We start from the raw sequence: 14,908 nt of genomic DNA on the forward strand, positions 1-14,908 counted from the left end.
GTAATAAACCAATGCAAAAGGCATTAAAAGTTAATCGACCAAATGAGGTCGCTCAAATGTTTGGGATTAGTCTATCGACTTTAAACCGATGGTCTAAAAACCCAAGCTTTCCCCAGAAAATCAAGTTAGGCGGTCGCGCCGTTGGCTATGACCACAACGAGATTTTAGAGTTTATTGAAGCGCGTAAGCAGGAGCGTAGCCAATGAATCAATCTACCATAAAAAAAGCACTGAAAGTTTCGACCCTTGCCAGTGCTTTTAATTTCTGTATCTTTCAACACAACCATGAGGTAAACATCAAATGAGTATTGACGAAACCACACAGCAACTCAATTCTAACGCAGCATCAGCTCAAAGACAAAGACTAGAGCATTATTTTCATGAACACGGCAAGATAACTACCTTACAGGCCCAGATTAAGCTTGATATTGTTTGCCCAGCCGCACGAGTATATGAACTCAGGCACATTCATGATTTAAACATCGTCACTAACTGGCGCACTGATCACACAGCACAAGGCAAACCACACAGAGTTGCTGAGTATGTTTTATTGAGTGGCAAATATAACGAGGTGCATCATGAGTTATGACCAAATAACAATTATTACACCACTGCAACACGGCTACAGCTTAATCAAGCGCCATGGAGATGAACCAAACTTTGAAATATGGCTTGGTACTTCCACAGTCAGAGATTTTGTAGCGTGTTTTAGTTTCAATGATGCGGTTAACTTTTTGCTGTCATCAGGTTTATGTGCTGACTATAAGAAAGCAATTAAACTACTGAACAAAGGTGACTGCAATGACTGATATTTTAAAGGCCCAGAACGGCAGAAACAATCAAAGCAACTTCAGCCCCTTGCATATTGCAGGGGGCACAAAAAAACGCAACCACTTTAAGCTTCAGTTTATGCCTGAATTGTTAAGTCTTAATATCGAGCCTAACTGGTTGATTGAAAATTTTATTGAAAGAGACACAACAGGGGTTCTTTATGGTCAGTCAGGCTCTTATAAAACTTTTCTGGCTTTGGACTGGTGTTTATCAGTGGCAACAGGTAAAAGCTGGCACGGTCTCGATGTGAATCAAGGTTTGGTTGTTTACGTAGCAGGTGAGGGCAATCACGGCGTTCAGAAGCGCGTTAAAGCTTGGTTGAAACACCATGGTTACAATGATGGCTCAGAAGTTCCATTTGCTGCCAGCAACCAAAGAGTGGCTGTTCTTAATACTGAAGAGTTAAGTGTATTTAGGCATCAACTTGACCAAATACAAGAACCAATCAAGCTAGTTGTATTTGATACACTGCGGAAATGTTTTGGCCGTGGCGATGAAAACCATTCAAAGGATATGGGTGAGTTTTTAGACTATATTGAAAACATTAGATACGACTACAACACAACTTGTTTAGTTGTGCATCACACTAATAAGAGCAAAGTCATACGCGGCAGTAATGCACTGGAGTCTGATGTTGATTTCGTCTATAAGCTGGAATCAAAGCAGAAGTTGAGTTGTGTGTTACATGCCGAAAAGCTGAAAGATTCAGACGCGCCATTACCCAAACAATTTGATTTAAACAATGTTTATCTTGGCAGCCAAAAAGGTAAACCGATTAATTCGCTGGTACTTGAGCCAGCAGATTACAACCAAGAGCCTGAAACATGCAAGCCCCAAGGCATCAGAGGGATTGTATTTGACTACATACTAGCAAACTGTACTGCGCCAATGACTTGGACTGATTTAATCAGTGGCTTACTTGATAGTAATTCTGGCAGTGATGACGAACAGCTAACAAAGACAAATATCAGGACGGCTTTAAACGGCTTAAAGGATAACAGAACCCCTTTGTTAGACTTTGCCAAGTTGAACGGCCAGAACGCTGTCAGGGCGGTTTCAGAGGGCTAAAAAATGCGTGTATGTATGTAAGCTTTCTCTATAGGGGTGATACGTACATACATGTTTTATTAATCTTCTGGAATAAAAGCGCCAACAGCAGTAACTTGATTTTTTTCTAAAGCAAAATAGGTATTGTATTTATCATAATCTAATCTCCATACAGTTAAATCTTCACTCTTTGACATATCTGATGGTTCTCCGTATTTTTCTATAACTTTTTGATAATTGTCACCATGTTGAATCGGCCCAATTTTTATACATTTCCAACAGTTATCTTTTGCAACTTGAGTAATTCTTTTAATTTTATTTTCTGTTATCAAAACAATTGTAATAAATGTGTCATTGTCATAAAACCAGTTATCTCTTTCTGGGAAAATCCTTTTTAAGTCAAACTCGTCGTTTGGAATGTTTTCAGCATTTGGTTCAATTAGCCCTCTATCTTTTGCAATACGTACTAATAAACTTTTAGATAAGCTGGAATCTATCAAATCACTATGGTCAATTGATTCATTTAATAATTTTAAGGTTGCAGGATCGGTAACACGTTTTGCAGTTTTAATATCAAAATTTGAACTTTTTGGTTCATTTGTCTCTGTAACGGAGTTATTTAAAAATCTAATATGTTGGATTAGTTGTTTATCAGTGACATTTGGTAGTAATGTTTCAGATGTTTTTCTGTAAGGTTGTCCTTTGTAAAAAATCAAATCATCAGCCGTAATATTTAAATCAATTCCACCTAACGAGATTATTTTTTCAATTTTATTTTCCTGATAATATTCATAAGAAAAAATCACAGCCATGACTATAGCCCAAGCCAAAAACGTTCCAATAATTCCTATTACAATTTTTTTTAGCATATCTATTTTGTCGAACTTTTCTTACAAGGTTTCAGAATTTTTCTATATCGGTTAGATTTCATACTAGAAATAATACATCAATGGTCACTGACTTACTACAGGTCAACCGATAAATCCGTCAGGTGTTTCGTTCGTTCAGTGGCCTTTTTGATATTAGGGAGTTACAAAATGATGACTGAGCAAAAACAGATCAAAGCACTTATACAAACGCAACATTACTTACAACGGCCAGACATTGAGCTACTCGACAAGATACAGCAGCTAAAGGATGAGATTGTCAGAATTTCACACCAACCAACGCCAGACTTAAAACTACATAGATTTTTGATGAACCAACTTAAAAAGGCCCAGCAACAACTATCAGAATTTAGAAAGGGTGAAGCATGACAGCACAAGACATTATCGGAAAAATGAAAAAAACACGGCGTGCCAACATTGTTAAGTCTAAATCTGATTATAAACAGCGGTTGCATGAAATTAGAAAAGAACTTGCTCTCAACTCACTAAAAGAGTCACCAGACCTTGAAAGATACAGCCAATTGATTACAGAGCTTGAAGAGACAAAGTTATTATTAAAACAGGTCGCAGCCTTTAGCAATTAATTGAATTTCGTAACACTATAAAAATAGTTTTGCGGTACGTTAGACAAAGAATTTTCTGACACCGTAAAAAGGCCAGCTAGTGACCCCTTAAAAAGTTATCTACAAAGGTTTGAAATACAATGTTAAAATCTTAAAGAAGAACACTAATCCTCTTTCAGTAAATTAACCCGATTGCAATATTTTTATGAAGCTATTTATATTTTTCTTACTGCAACTAGTCCCTTCTGTTTCACTTGCATCAGGATCTACTAGTGGTTTTTTGCTACTTATCTCAATTATTGTTGCACCGTTTGCCATTATATTTGCATTTTTTTATTTCTTATTTAGAAAAAAGGATTAAGTCAAAGAATTATTATTCGGCAATAAAAAAGGGTTTTCGGCTACGTTTACTGAATAGTTTTTACGTACGTTAAGCAAACAGTTTTCCGGCACGTTTGAAAACAATTTTCTTGCACTATAAAAAAGGGGGTTCGGAGTCAGTTTCATTGTAATTAACGGACACTATAAAAAGGGTTTTCCGACACGTTAGCAAATAACACAATAAATAATTTCTGCACACGTTAGGGAATTGGTTTTCCGACACCGTAAAAAGAAATTAGTTTACACTATAAAAAAGAGGGGTACAGGGGCAATTGAAAGTAAAATTAGTCATTGCTCGACAAACGAACGCCCAGCTAAATTTTTACATTCACAGAATTTGATTTTTGATTTTGCGTTTAGCTGTAATCAATTTAAAATGCAATTTACCCACACTAAAAAAACCGTGAAATTGTTTTAATGTGGATATGAAAAGATTACTATGCACCCGTATCAATCAATAAAGCTGACAGGTATTAGTGCCACCCCACCCCTTTGAAATCTAAATAATGCGGAAACGCGAAGTTTTCTATGCACCCGTGTTACATCACCATAGGCTTAAATATCTTAGCTATAAATACCGCTTATGCTGAAAAGTTTAATGTATGGAAGCAAAAACAACTTTATGCGGACGTGTCACCATTTACCAATAGATTTAATTTTTACATATGTACGTGTAAGACTAATCAGTCGTGATATGTGGCTTGTAAAAATGCCTAAACTTGGTACAAAACTGGGTACATTGCAATATTACATTATTTTAAACTTTACTTATCAGTTACTTACAAGATTGTTTCGACTCTTGGTGTCGGCACCATTTCATTCCCCACCCTCAAGACAACCTCATTCAAGCACCTTTTTCTGTGGCTTGCCCAAATGGAACCCCTGTAAGTAATCTACCCCAAGATTAATCGCCATGGCTGTGGTGGCCTCATCATAACAATATTCGGCGGTAACCTTCATGTTATGACGCTTGGCGATGGCTACTATTTCTCTGGTCACGCGCTGCGCATCCTCGTCATTGGCTATTGAAGTAATGATTGATCCATCAATTTTAATGAAGTCCAATGGCAAATGGGTTAAACGATCGAAATTTGAATAGCTTCTGCCCAAATCATCGATACCTACTTTGGCCCCCAATGATTGAAGTTTTAGGATAAAGGTCGTTACCTGCGACAAATCTTCAATGGCTTCTGTCTCTAAAATTTCGAATTGAATTCTTTCAGCGATATTGGATTCCCTGACACTGCGATACAAAAACACCCTGGTCTTTGTATTCATGATGTCTGATATCGATAAATTAATCGATATGATGACTGTATTGGTTTGCGCGAAAGCAATCGAATGAGCCAATATAACCTGTGTGATTTCACTGTAAATGCCGGCCCTTTTCGCTACCGGGATAAACTGCTGCGGTGCCACCAACACGTCACCCTGTTCATCGACAATACGGGCCAAACACTCGTACTTGGCCAACTGCTTGTCATGGGCATTAAAAATAGGCTGATAAAAGGGTACCAGCCGGTGCTGCTCAATCGCCTCAATCAACTGATGTTTAATGATTGAGTTGGTTTTGTAAGTCTCTGGTAAATTATCACTCTTATTGTCATAAACAAAAGACTGAATTTTTTGTCGCTTGGCCTCTTCAAGTGCCATATTGGCCAACATAAAAGCATCGTCATTTTGGTTAACACCACCAACAACCACATTCAAACGAATGTATTCATTGCTATTAACTTGGTATCGGTGTGAGACCAAATAAGTAATCAACTCTTCGCTGCCGGCTTTGATTTCATCAACACCGATGTTCTGATCTTCCAAGATGGCAAAAACATCACCGTCTAAACGATAAACTTTGTAGTTATCGAGCTTATCATGCTTAAAACTATCTAAACGCACAGCAAACTGCTTCAAAATGTGATCACCAACTGCCGGACCATAGGTGTTGGTGACATCGCTGAATTTTTTGATGTCTATCAAACCCAAATGAATGTGTTGGGCTTTTTTGAGGTCAGTGAGTAATTGGTTTTTGTTTGGCAAACCTGTCAAGCTATCCTTAAAAAGCAGCTGATATTTCATTTGCCATTGTTGTTTTTTGGCTTTCACAAACAAGTACATAACCGGCACCACCAATACCGCAAATAAGCCCGTTAAGATAAAGGCATAAACAAAACTTTTAAACAGCGCGCTTTCAACATCACCCTGAGTCATGTCGGCCCCCACCACGTAAGTTTCGCCTTGGCTGTTCTGGAACGGCACAAACACTGACCTGAATGAACCCCACCTGTCATGGTATTCAGCGAATTGAATCACACCCGTATCGAAAGTCACCTCAACTGCCGGATCCATTTCTGGATAGCGGGTAAAATAAGCTGAATCATAGACTTCCAATGCCAGTTCTTCATCTGTGGCACTGGAAGCAGTGAATAAAATCTCGTCATCAAAACGCTTAAAACTGTATAAATAAGCAATGCCGACGGAACGGGCATAATCATAAAGCCTGAGGGCCGCTGCATAATCCTGCTGGTAGCTGATTGAGTCTTGATTGGTCAGCTCATCATGAAAATCTTTGCCCAGTATCGCTCTGGCAGCGTGTGCTGCATTGATCAGTTCTTGGTTGATTTGGTTGGACTGTTCATAGCGCACGTATTTAAAATGCGCGAGCGAGAATAGTATCAGTACCGAAACATACAATAGAATCAATAAAACGACACCACTTTTTTGCACCCGAACAACCTCCGGCTATGTCCTTAAAGTCCATCATTCTTGCATTGAAACACATGTTTTTACAAACATTTTTGGACATTGTTGGCAAACGCTTCATGCCATAATGGATTTATCTTGAGCCAATAAATTATGGTTGACGATTACACACCACTAAAGCTAACATGGCGATTCCTTCAAACAGGTGCCTGGCGTCATTAAATAATTTTGATGATTTCAGGGTAAACGGGAAGTTGGTGCGAGTCGAGTTAATCATAAACCTCACTCAAAGCCCACACTGCCCCCGCAACGGTAAGCACTATCAAGCCAGTCATTATGCCACTGTGTTAATCATGGGAAGGCGCTGGTAAGGTGATTCATTTCACTCCTGGTGTGAGTCCGGATACCGGCCTGTTTGATTTATTAACCTCAAAGTTCGGGCGGAACAGGAGTAAAAATGAAACACAAAAACCACAATGGCGTGGCTTGCTGGCTTGCGCTCGCATTAAGTACACAAACCCATGCTCAAACAGTCGATGACACAGCACAGCTTACTGACTTAGTTGTTACCGCTGGCATCACCCCCATTGAACAAAACCAATTTGGTGGTTCAGTCACCCTCATTACCGCTGCCGACATCGCAGCCACTCAAGCCACTTATCTGTCTGATGTACTCAGGTCTGTGCCAGGCTTTGCAGTCAGTCAATCAGGCGGCCCAGGCACCCAAACCCAGCTGCGCATTCGTGGCTCAGAAGCCAACCATGTGCTGGTTTTAATAGATGGCATTCGCGTGAATGATCCCACAGCCAATGATGAGTTTCTGTTTAACTATGCCATGGTGGATAACATCGAACGCATTGAAATTGTGCGTGGACCGCAAAGTGCCATTTGGGGCACTGATGCGATGAGTGCAGTGATCAACATCATCACCCGCAGCGACCGCAGCAATCGTTGGGGTTTTGATATTGAGACCGGTTCTTTCAACACCAAAGGCATGGCCTTGGATGGCACTGTGGCTGATGAGGGTTGGCGGCTTTCTGCGGGCATCAACGCCCTCGATTCAGCGGGTATCAACATTGCTCGACGTGGCGATGAAGCCGACGGTTTTGAGAACTTGAACGCCAACTTTGCTTTTGACTACGACTTCAATTCAGCTTGGTCGCTAAAAATGAGCACCAATCACACCGATGCACTGAATGAATTTGATGGCACCGATTTTGTGATTACTGGCCTGCCTGTCGATGCCGACTTGTGGACTGAAAGAACTCAAACCAATTCTCAAATAGTGCTTAAACACCGGCCCAGTGATAAATGGCACAATGAGTTCAGCTACCAATTTTCTGATGTGGATGCTGAAAATTTCACTTTCGGAGCTGGTCAAACCAGCTCAACTGCGGCTGAGACAGCGGAAGTTAAACTTAAATCCAGCGTGTCATTCGGCACAATTAACCAACACCGAGTCTCTGCCTTGCTGGATCATCGCATGGTTGATTTTGTGCAACGTGGCACTGCATCACCATTTGGTGACCCTAATCAGGGCCAAGAATATTCAGTAACGGGTTTAGCCGCTGAATACCACCATCAGCTTAATGACCAGTTCAGCTGGAACCTATCAGCACGGCAAGATAATTTTAACCGCTTTGATGATGTCAGTAATTACCGCTTAGCTGCTTCCTATCAAATTAAACAAGATTTGCGACTGCGCAGTTCAGTGGGTACTGGCAGCAAAGCGCCTTCTTTTATTGAACGGTTTGGCTTTTTCCCAGCCAATTTCATTGGCAACCCCAATTTAAAACCTGAAGATTCAGATGCCTTTGAAGTGGCCATTGAAAAAAATTGGGCTAACAGTCAGTTGGTACTGGTTTACTTCAAGCAAAACTTGGAAAATGAAATCAATGGCTTTGTTTTTGATGCACCATCAGGTTTGTTCACGGCTGCCAATCAAACAGGTGAAAGCGAGCGCAGTGGCTTCGAATTAAACCTCTCAAGCAGCATCTCTACCCAATTAGACTTGGACTTTAATTACACCTACACCGATGCCACGGAAGAAAATGCCGCAGGAATGGAGGTCACTGAAGTCAGACGCCCTAATAACATGGCCAGTTTGAGTCTTGATTATCGATTCGCTGACAATCGTGCACAACTTTATGGGCAATTAAACTATCAGGATGATCAATTAGATGTGTTTTTTGATCCAACCAGTTTCACCTCATCCAATGTTAAGCTGGGTAGTTATACCACTTTTGATTTGACCTTCAGTTGGCAATTGAATCAACAGCTTCAGCTGTATGCCAAAGGTCAAAATTTATTTGATGAAAACTATGAAGAAGTATTAGGCTATGCCCGACCAGGTGCGGCGTTTTATGCTGGATTAAAAGGCAGTTTTTAGATTTTGAACTCCATACAAAAACACAGGAGAACTACAGTACAGCTCTCCTGTTTTTTAAGTCATCACAAAGCGTGCTGACTATTTGTCTTCCTCCAAGCCAATACCATCCATACCCATAGACAATGAATCAGCATCACCGCCTTGAGACAGTTTAATCGCCAAGCGTACTTCGTTGGCGGAATCGGCATGGCGCAACGCGTCTTCATAGGTAATTTCACCGGCCTGGTATAAATCAAACATGGCCTGATCGAAAGTTTGCATGCCCATGTTGGTGGACTTTTTCATCAAATCCTTCAGCTTTTCAATCTTGCCCTTACGGATGTATTCTTGGGCCAGTGGCGAATTGATCAAAATCTCAACAGCCGCCCGTCGACCGTTGCCATCCGGTGTTGGAATCAATTGTTGTGCCACCATGGCGCGTAAGTTCAAAGACATGTCCATCAATAATTGTTCACGTGCATCTTTGGGGAAAAAGTGTAACACCCGGTCCAGTGCTTGGTTGGCGTTATTGGCGTGCAAAGTAGCCAAACAGAGGTGTCCGGTTTCCGCAAAAGTAACCGCCTGTTGCATCGTTTCTGAAGTACGAATCTCACCAATCATGATGACGTCAGGGGCTTGCCTCAAGGTGTTTTTCAAAGCAATTTCAAACGATTCAGTATCCAAACCGACCTCACGCTGGGTAATCACACAGCCTTGGTGTTCATGCACATATTCAATCGGGTCCTCAATGGTGATGATGTGGCCTGTGGTATTGACGTTGCGATAACCTACCATAGCAGCCAATGAGGTTGACTTACCGGTACCAGTACCCCCGACAAATATAATGATGCCTCGCTTGGTCAGAGCGAGCTCTTTCAATACTTCAGGTAGCTTCAATGACTCGAATGTTGGAATCTTGGTTTCAACCCGACGAATCACCATGCCTACGGCATTTCTTTGGTAAAAAGCACTGACCCTGAAACGACCCACAGATGACACACCAATCGCGAAGTTACACTCATGGGTTCGCTCAAACTCTTCTTTTTGGTAGGGCGACATGATCCCGGTGACCATATCCCGTGCTTGTGCTTTGGTCAGTGGTTGTTGGGTGATTGGAATCACCCTGCCATGAATTTTAATACTGGGAGCCAGGTTGGCAGTGATAAAAAGGTCAGATGCCTTTTTATGTACCATTAATTTTAAATACGAATTAAAGTCCATGCTTATTCCTCTGAGTTATTTATGGGGTATCACTATTAATCAAAATCAGCTTTCTTAACAGCACGTGATCTGGCTTGCGCTTTAGAGATCAAGCCTTTGCGCACCAGCTCAATCAAACACTGGTCCAATGTCTGCATGCCCACTGATTGTCCGGTCTGAATAGATGAATACATTTGTGCCACCTTATCCTCACGAATCAAGTTACGTATCGCCGGAATACCGACCATAATTTCATGCGCAGCAACCCGTCCACCACCGACGCGTTTAATCAACGTTTGTGCCACCACAGCTCGCAGCGATTCTGAAAGCATGGAGCGTACCATGGGTTTTTCACCTGCAGGGAATACATCAATAATTCGGTCAATGGTTTTGGCCGCAGAGGTGGTGTGCAAGGTGCCGAACACCAAATGTCCTGTTTCAGCCGCAGTCAATGCCAGTCGAATGGTTTCTAAGTCACGCAGCTCACCAACCAGAATGATGTCTGGATCTTCACGCAGTGCCGAACGCAGGGCATTTTCAAAGCTTTTGGTGTCGCGGTGAACCTCACGTTGGTTAATCAAACATTTGTTACTGGTGTGTACAAATTCTATCGGATCCTCAATGGTTAAAATATGACCATGTTCTTTCTTATTGAGGTAATCAATCATGGCAGCCAAGGTGGTTGATTTACCCGAACCAGTTGGACCTGTTACCAAAATCAGTCCTCTTGGTACATCAATCAATTCCTTGAAAATAGGGGGACAATTCAAATCTTCAAAAGTCAGTATTTCAGTCGGAATGGTCCGAAAAACACCACCACAACCGCGGTTCTGATTGAAGGCGTTGACCCTGAAACGAGCCAAACCTGGTATCTCGAAAGAAAAGTCAATTTCATAATTTTCTTCGTATTCCTTTCTTTGGTAATCGTTCATGATGTCATATACCATGTCGTGCAATTCTTTATGCTCTAACGGTGGTAAGTTGATTCGACGCACATCACCATCAACCCGTATCATGGGTGGCAAACCTGCTGAAAGATGTAAATCCGATGCTTTGTTTTTTACCGTAAATGCTAATAACTCGGCTATATCCACTTGAAAACCCTATCTTTTAATTTGTATTGAGTTTAGCTTTGTTAGGTGATAAATTCCAGTTTACTTTTTAAAAATATGAACCAATCTATGAAAAAGATTGCACTGGTTGTTCTGTTGCTTTTTATTTTAAGCGCTTGTCAACACATGCAACATCGCGTCACACTCAAAGACCAAACCTTTTTGGTCGAACTGGCAGATGATGCCCAAAGTCGAGCCATGGGTTTGATGTATCGCAAGGAAATGGCAGATTCAGAAGGTATGTTATTCATATTTCCAGATTCAAAACCTCGGGCGTTTTGGATGAAAAACACCTTGATCCCATTAGATATTTTATACTTTGACCAAAATCGTCGACTGGTCAGCATCAGTGAAAACACCCCGCCTTGCAAGAACACCTCCACCCGATGCCCCAATTACCCCAGTGCCAAACCAGCTAAATATGTCCTTGAAATCAATGCAGGTCTGAGCCAGGACTATGGATTTACCACCGGTGATGAACTCATCATTGAACTGAAAAAATAGCTAATGCCTACCTTTGGCGTTAAAAACCAGTTAAGATATTTGCCGAATTTCGGCGAACTGATCGTTCACCTTCCATCCTCATAAATAAAAAAAATAGGGAAAAATCATGAAAATAAAACACGTTTTGTTAACGTTAATGCTCACCTTATCTGGTTCAGTACTGGCTGAAGGCGTCGACGAAAAAATCAACGAAGTCGTCGGGCCGTACCTGAATGGCTTCACCGGTTTGATTTTTTCTCAAATTCCGTTTTTTGGTGGTGTCACTGTGCCTTGGGTGGTCATTTGGCTGGTCATCGCCGCCACTTTCTTCACCATCTACTTCAAATTCATTAACCTGCGTTCATTTCGTCATGGATACCACTTACTCAGCGGCAAATACGATTACTCCAAAGCCCAAGGTGAGGTGACACACTTCCAAGCCTTGACCACGGCGCTTTCTGGCACAGTTGGCTTAGGTAACATTGCTGGGGTGGCTGCTGCTGTTGGTATCGGCGGCGCTGGTGCTACTTTCTGGATGATTGTTTGTGGCTTCTTGGGCATGTCGACTAAGTTTGTCGAGTGTACCCTCGGCGTCAAATACCGTGATGTACTACCCAATGGTCACGTACACGGTGGCCCCATGCGCTACCTGAGTAAAGGTTTTGCTGAAAAAGGCTTTGGTGGCGTAGGAAAAGTGCTCGCCGTGGTCTTTGCTATCTGTTGCATCGGCGGCTCATTGGGTGGTGGTAACATGTTCCAAGTCAATCAAGCGCTAGAACAGGTGGTTGCGGTCACTGGTGGTGAAGGATCTTTCCTCGACAACAACGGCTGGTTATTCGGTTTGATAGTGGCTGTTTTGGTTGGAATCACCATCATTGGTGGCATCAAAAGCATCGGTAAAGTCACCTCAAAACTGGTGCCATTCATGGGCATCATTTACGTGTTTTCAGGTTTGGTTGTGATCGCCATGAATTACGATAAAATCGGTCCGGCTTTTGGTGCCATCATTGATGGCGCATTTTCGACTCAGTCAGCCTTTGGTGGCTTGGTTGGTGTTTTGATTGTGGGCTTTCAAAGGGCAGCCTTTTCCAATGAAGCCGGTATTGGTTCAGCCTCAATTGCTCACTCGGCGGTGAAAACCGACCATCCAGTAACAGAAGGCTTGGTCGCTTTGTATGAGCCATTTATTGATACGGTTGTGGTATGTACCATCACCGCATTGGTTATTGGTATCGCTGGCTTCATCCCTGATGCCCCAACCGCGGGCCAGGGCATCGCCTTGACCTCAGCAGCCTTTGGTTCGGCCATCTCATGGTTCCCTTATGTATTGACCATTGCTGCGGTGTTGTTTGCCTTCTCAACCATGTTGGCTTGGTCATACTATGGCCTGCGGGCTTTTAACTACCTGTTTGGCCACGGTAAAGCACAGGACATGACTTATAACATCCTGTTTTTGGTATTCATCGTGATTGGTTCATCAATGAGCTTAACCGCTGTAATCGGCTTCTCGGATGCGATGATTTTTGCCATGTCAGTACCTAATCTCATCGGCCTGTACTTTTTAGCGCCCGTGGTTAAACGTGAATTAGCCCAATACATGGCTAAAATTAAATCTGGTGAGATTAAACCCAGCAGATAATTAAGTCAAAACCCTGAAAAACCCAGCCACCGAGCTGGGTTTTTTTTGCCTTCAGCACAGTCATTGTATTTTATGTTATTCTGTATGCTCGATAAAATTTGACCCCAGTAATATGTATAAAAAAATCTTCTTGTCGTTGGCTTTGTTTGTCTTGCCGTTGCCGTTATTAGCTCAAGGCATTGATCAGAGAATCAATGATTTATTGACCCCAGTTGCCAACGCCGTTGATGGCTTTTTTATGACCAGTATCCCCATCCCTTTCATTGGCAGCGCACCATTTATAGTGATTTGGTTGGTTATCGCTGCCACATTTTTTACCCTGTACTTTAAATTCATCAACCTGCGGTCATTCGCCATTGGTATGAAACTGATCAGGGGCAAATACGACACCACTGGTGCCGTTGGTGAAGTTACCCACTTTCAAGCTTTATCAACAGCTGTCTCCGGTACGGTTGGTTTGGGTAACATTGCCGGGGTTGCCACCGCGGTCAGTGTCGGCGGCCCCGGCGCCACTTTTTGGATGATTGTGGCTGGTTTGATTGGTATGTCTACCAAATTTGTTGAGTGTACATTGGGGGTTAAATACCGCGACATCCATGCCGATGGCACGGTGGCTGGCGGTCCGATGAAATACCTGGCCAAAGGTTTTGCCGAGGGTGGCCATGTCCGCTTTGGTAAATTTTTAGCTTTTGTCTTTGCCATCTTATGTGTGGCAGCTTCTTTGGGTGGTGGCAACATGTTCCAAGCCAACCAATCTTTCGCTCAACTACAAAACATCACTGGCGGTGCTGATAGCTTTTTGGCTGGTAAAGGCTGGCTGTTTGGCCTGGTCTTGGCTTTTTTCACCGGTCTGACTATTTTAGGTGGTATCAAGAGCATAGCCCGAGTGACCTCAAAATTGGTACCCATCATGGGCGTCATCTATGTGGTGACTGGTTTGGTTGTTATTTTTGCTAACATCGGTAACTTAGGTCATGCCATCAGCCAAATCATCGGCGGCGCCTTCACGCCAGAGGCGGGATTGGGTGGTGTTTTGGGCGTGTTAATCGTTGGCTTTCAAAGGGCAGCTTTTTCGAATGAGGCCGGTGTAGGCTCTGCTGCCATTGCCCACTCAGCAGTAAAAACAGACCGCCCTGTGACCGAAGGTTTGGTCGCCTTGTATGAACCTTTCATTGATACTGTTGTGGTTTGTACCATCACTGCGTTGGTGATAGTAATTACCGGTTCACTGGAGACATCAACAGGCGTGCAGGGCATCCCTTTGACCTCTGATGCTTTTGCCAGTGTGGTTTCTTGGTTTCCTTATGTTTTGACTGTTGCCGCGATTTTATTCGCCTTTTCTACCATGATTTCATGGTCGTATTATGGGGTGCGCGCTTGGACCCATTTATTCGGTGAAAACAAAACCCAGGAACATATATTTAAAGTCATCTTTTTGGTTTTTGTGGTGATTGGCTCCAGCATCAACTTAACCGCAGTGATCGGCTTTTCTTTTGCCATGACCTTGGCGATGTCATTCCCTAACATCATCGGTTTGTATTATCTGGCACCGGTAGTGAAGCAAGAATTGAATGCTTTCATGGCTGACATCAAATCAGGTCAGTTGGTTTTCAAACCTTAAGAACTGGCTCAATCTAAAAGCACGGCCTGATTGAACCAGTAAACAGTTTAAAAGTGTAAACTATCCGTTCAAACTCG

At 42.4% G+C, this 14,908-nt stretch carries 14 protein-coding genes and 1 riboswitch; of the genes, 10 read left to right on the forward strand and 4 right to left on the reverse strand.

The genetic code is table 11. The features are described 5' to 3' along the window. The first annotated feature begins 11 nt into the window (after positions 1–11). The 4 genes from QNI24_RS00720 (at position 12) to QNI24_RS00735 (ending at position 1,898) form a co-directional block, all read left to right on the forward strand. Entirely contained in the window at positions 12–206 is a 195-nt protein-coding gene (locus tag QNI24_RS00720) for a helix-turn-helix transcriptional regulator (RefSeq protein ID WP_283708426.1), read from the forward strand. A gap of 94 nt (positions 207–300) precedes the next feature. Next, on the forward strand, positions 301–588 hold the full coding sequence (locus QNI24_RS00725) for a helix-turn-helix domain-containing protein (RefSeq protein ID WP_283708427.1): 288 nt from the start codon (positions 301–303) through the stop codon (positions 586–588). After that, entirely contained in the window at positions 578–808 is a 231-nt protein-coding gene (locus tag QNI24_RS00730) for a hypothetical protein (protein WP_283708428.1), read from the forward strand. The genes QNI24_RS00725 and QNI24_RS00730 overlap by 11 nt, the downstream gene beginning before the upstream one ends. Beyond that, a complete protein-coding gene (locus QNI24_RS00735; RefSeq protein ID WP_283708429.1) occupies positions 801–1,898 on the forward strand; it encodes an AAA family ATPase in 1,098 nt (365 codons plus the stop codon). Before QNI24_RS00730 ends, QNI24_RS00735 begins: the two co-directional genes overlap by 8 nt. A gap of 59 nt (positions 1,899–1,957) precedes the next feature. On the opposite strand, the gene QNI24_RS00740 is transcribed toward QNI24_RS00735, so the two are convergent. Next, a complete protein-coding gene (locus QNI24_RS00740; protein ID WP_283708430.1) occupies positions 1,958–2,746 on the reverse strand; it encodes a hypothetical protein in 789 nt (262 codons plus the stop codon). 168 nt (positions 2,747–2,914) lie between these two features. On the opposite strand from QNI24_RS00740, the gene QNI24_RS00745 reads away from it, so the two are divergent. Both QNI24_RS00745 and QNI24_RS00750 read left to right on the forward strand, forming a co-directional pair. Further along, entirely contained in the window at positions 2,915–3,133 is a 219-nt protein-coding gene (locus QNI24_RS00745) for a hypothetical protein (RefSeq protein ID WP_283708431.1), read from the forward strand. Beyond that, a complete protein-coding gene (locus QNI24_RS00750; RefSeq protein WP_283708432.1) occupies positions 3,130–3,348 on the forward strand; it encodes a hypothetical protein in 219 nt (72 codons plus the stop codon). The genes QNI24_RS00745 and QNI24_RS00750 overlap by 4 nt, the downstream gene beginning before the upstream one ends. A 1,200-nt stretch (positions 3,349–4,548) precedes the next feature. On the opposite strand, the gene QNI24_RS00755 is transcribed toward QNI24_RS00750, so the two are convergent. Then, the gene (locus QNI24_RS00755; RefSeq protein ID WP_267176730.1) at positions 4,549–6,432 is read right to left on the reverse strand and encodes an EAL domain-containing protein; all 1,884 of its coding nucleotides are present in this window, start codon (positions 6,430–6,432) and stop codon (positions 4,549–4,551) included. 162 nt (positions 6,433–6,594) lie between these two features. After that, a riboswitch (cobalamin riboswitch) is annotated at positions 6,595–6,837 on the forward strand. Positions 6,838–6,865: 28 nt separating this feature from the next. Here QNI24_RS00755 and QNI24_RS00760 point away from each other — a divergent pair. After that, entirely contained in the window at positions 6,866–8,797 is a 1,932-nt protein-coding gene (locus tag QNI24_RS00760; RefSeq protein WP_267176729.1) for a TonB-dependent receptor plug domain-containing protein, read from the forward strand. Between the two features lie 78 nt (positions 8,798–8,875). Here QNI24_RS00760 and QNI24_RS00765 read toward each other — a convergent pair whose 3' ends face one another. Both QNI24_RS00765 and QNI24_RS00770 read right to left on the reverse strand, forming a co-directional pair. Continuing rightward, a complete protein-coding gene (locus QNI24_RS00765; RefSeq protein ID WP_267176728.1) occupies positions 8,876–9,997 on the reverse strand; it encodes a PilT/PilU family type 4a pilus ATPase in 1,122 nt (373 codons plus the stop codon). Between the two features lie 35 nt (positions 9,998–10,032). Then, a complete protein-coding gene (locus QNI24_RS00770) occupies positions 10,033–11,070 on the reverse strand; it encodes a type IV pilus twitching motility protein PilT (protein ID WP_267176727.1) in 1,038 nt (345 codons plus the stop codon). Positions 11,071–11,157: 87 nt separating this feature from the next. Between QNI24_RS00770 and QNI24_RS00775 the strand changes: the two genes are divergently transcribed. From QNI24_RS00775 to QNI24_RS00785, 3 genes are all read left to right on the forward strand, one after another. After that, positions 11,158–11,592 carry a DUF192 domain-containing protein gene (locus QNI24_RS00775; protein ID WP_267176726.1) on the forward strand — a complete coding sequence of 145 codons (435 nt, stop codon included), beginning with the start codon at positions 11,158–11,160 and terminating at the stop codon, positions 11,590–11,592. A 106-nt stretch (positions 11,593–11,698) separates the two neighbouring features. Beyond that, complete coding sequence (locus QNI24_RS00780) at positions 11,699–13,210, forward strand: alanine/glycine:cation symporter family protein (RefSeq protein ID WP_267176725.1); 1,512 nt, start codon at positions 11,699–11,701, stop codon at positions 13,208–13,210. Between the two features lie 112 nt (positions 13,211–13,322). After that, positions 13,323–14,831 (forward strand): alanine/glycine:cation symporter family protein, encoded by a 1,509-nt coding sequence (locus QNI24_RS00785; RefSeq protein ID WP_267176724.1) that lies wholly within the window; start codon positions 13,323–13,325, stop codon positions 14,829–14,831. Positions 14,832–14,908: the final 77 nt, after the last annotated feature.

The organism is Marinicella marina, from assembly GCF_030065545.1.
GTDB lineage: Bacteria > Pseudomonadota > Gammaproteobacteria > Xanthomonadales > Marinicellaceae > Marinicella > Marinicella marina.

Bases quoted from the DNA above. Each gene is read 5' to 3' on its own strand.
- QNI24_RS00725 (WP_283708427.1), top strand. From the start codon at position 301: ATGAGTATTGACGAAACCACACAGCAACTCAATTCTAACGCAGCATCA.
- QNI24_RS00750 (WP_283708432.1), top strand. From the start codon at position 3,130: ATGACAGCACAAGACATTATCGGAAAAATGAAAAAAACACGGCGTGCC.
- QNI24_RS00760 (WP_267176729.1), top strand. From the start codon at position 6,866: ATGAAACACAAAAACCACAATGGCGTGGCTTGCTGGCTTGCGCTCGCA.
- QNI24_RS00735 (WP_283708429.1), top strand. From the start codon at position 801: ATGACTGATATTTTAAAGGCCCAGAACGGCAGAAACAATCAAAGCAAC.
- QNI24_RS00740 (WP_283708430.1), bottom strand. From the start codon at position 2,746: ATGCTAAAAAAAATTGTAATAGGAATTATTGGAACGTTTTTGGCTTGG.
- QNI24_RS00745 (WP_283708431.1), top strand. From the start codon at position 2,915: ATGATGACTGAGCAAAAACAGATCAAAGCACTTATACAAACGCAACAT.
- QNI24_RS00765 (WP_267176728.1), bottom strand. From the start codon at position 9,997: ATGGACTTTAATTCGTATTTAAAATTAATGGTACATAAAAAGGCATCT.
- QNI24_RS00780 (WP_267176725.1), top strand. From the start codon at position 11,699: ATGAAAATAAAACACGTTTTGTTAACGTTAATGCTCACCTTATCTGGT.
- QNI24_RS00775 (WP_267176726.1), top strand. From the start codon at position 11,158: ATGAAAAAGATTGCACTGGTTGTTCTGTTGCTTTTTATTTTAAGCGCT.
- QNI24_RS00730 (WP_283708428.1), top strand. From the start codon at position 578: ATGAGTTATGACCAAATAACAATTATTACACCACTGCAACACGGCTAC.
- QNI24_RS00720 (WP_283708426.1), top strand. From the start codon at position 12: ATGCAAAAGGCATTAAAAGTTAATCGACCAAATGAGGTCGCTCAAATG.
- QNI24_RS00785 (WP_267176724.1), top strand. From the start codon at position 13,323: ATGTATAAAAAAATCTTCTTGTCGTTGGCTTTGTTTGTCTTGCCGTTG.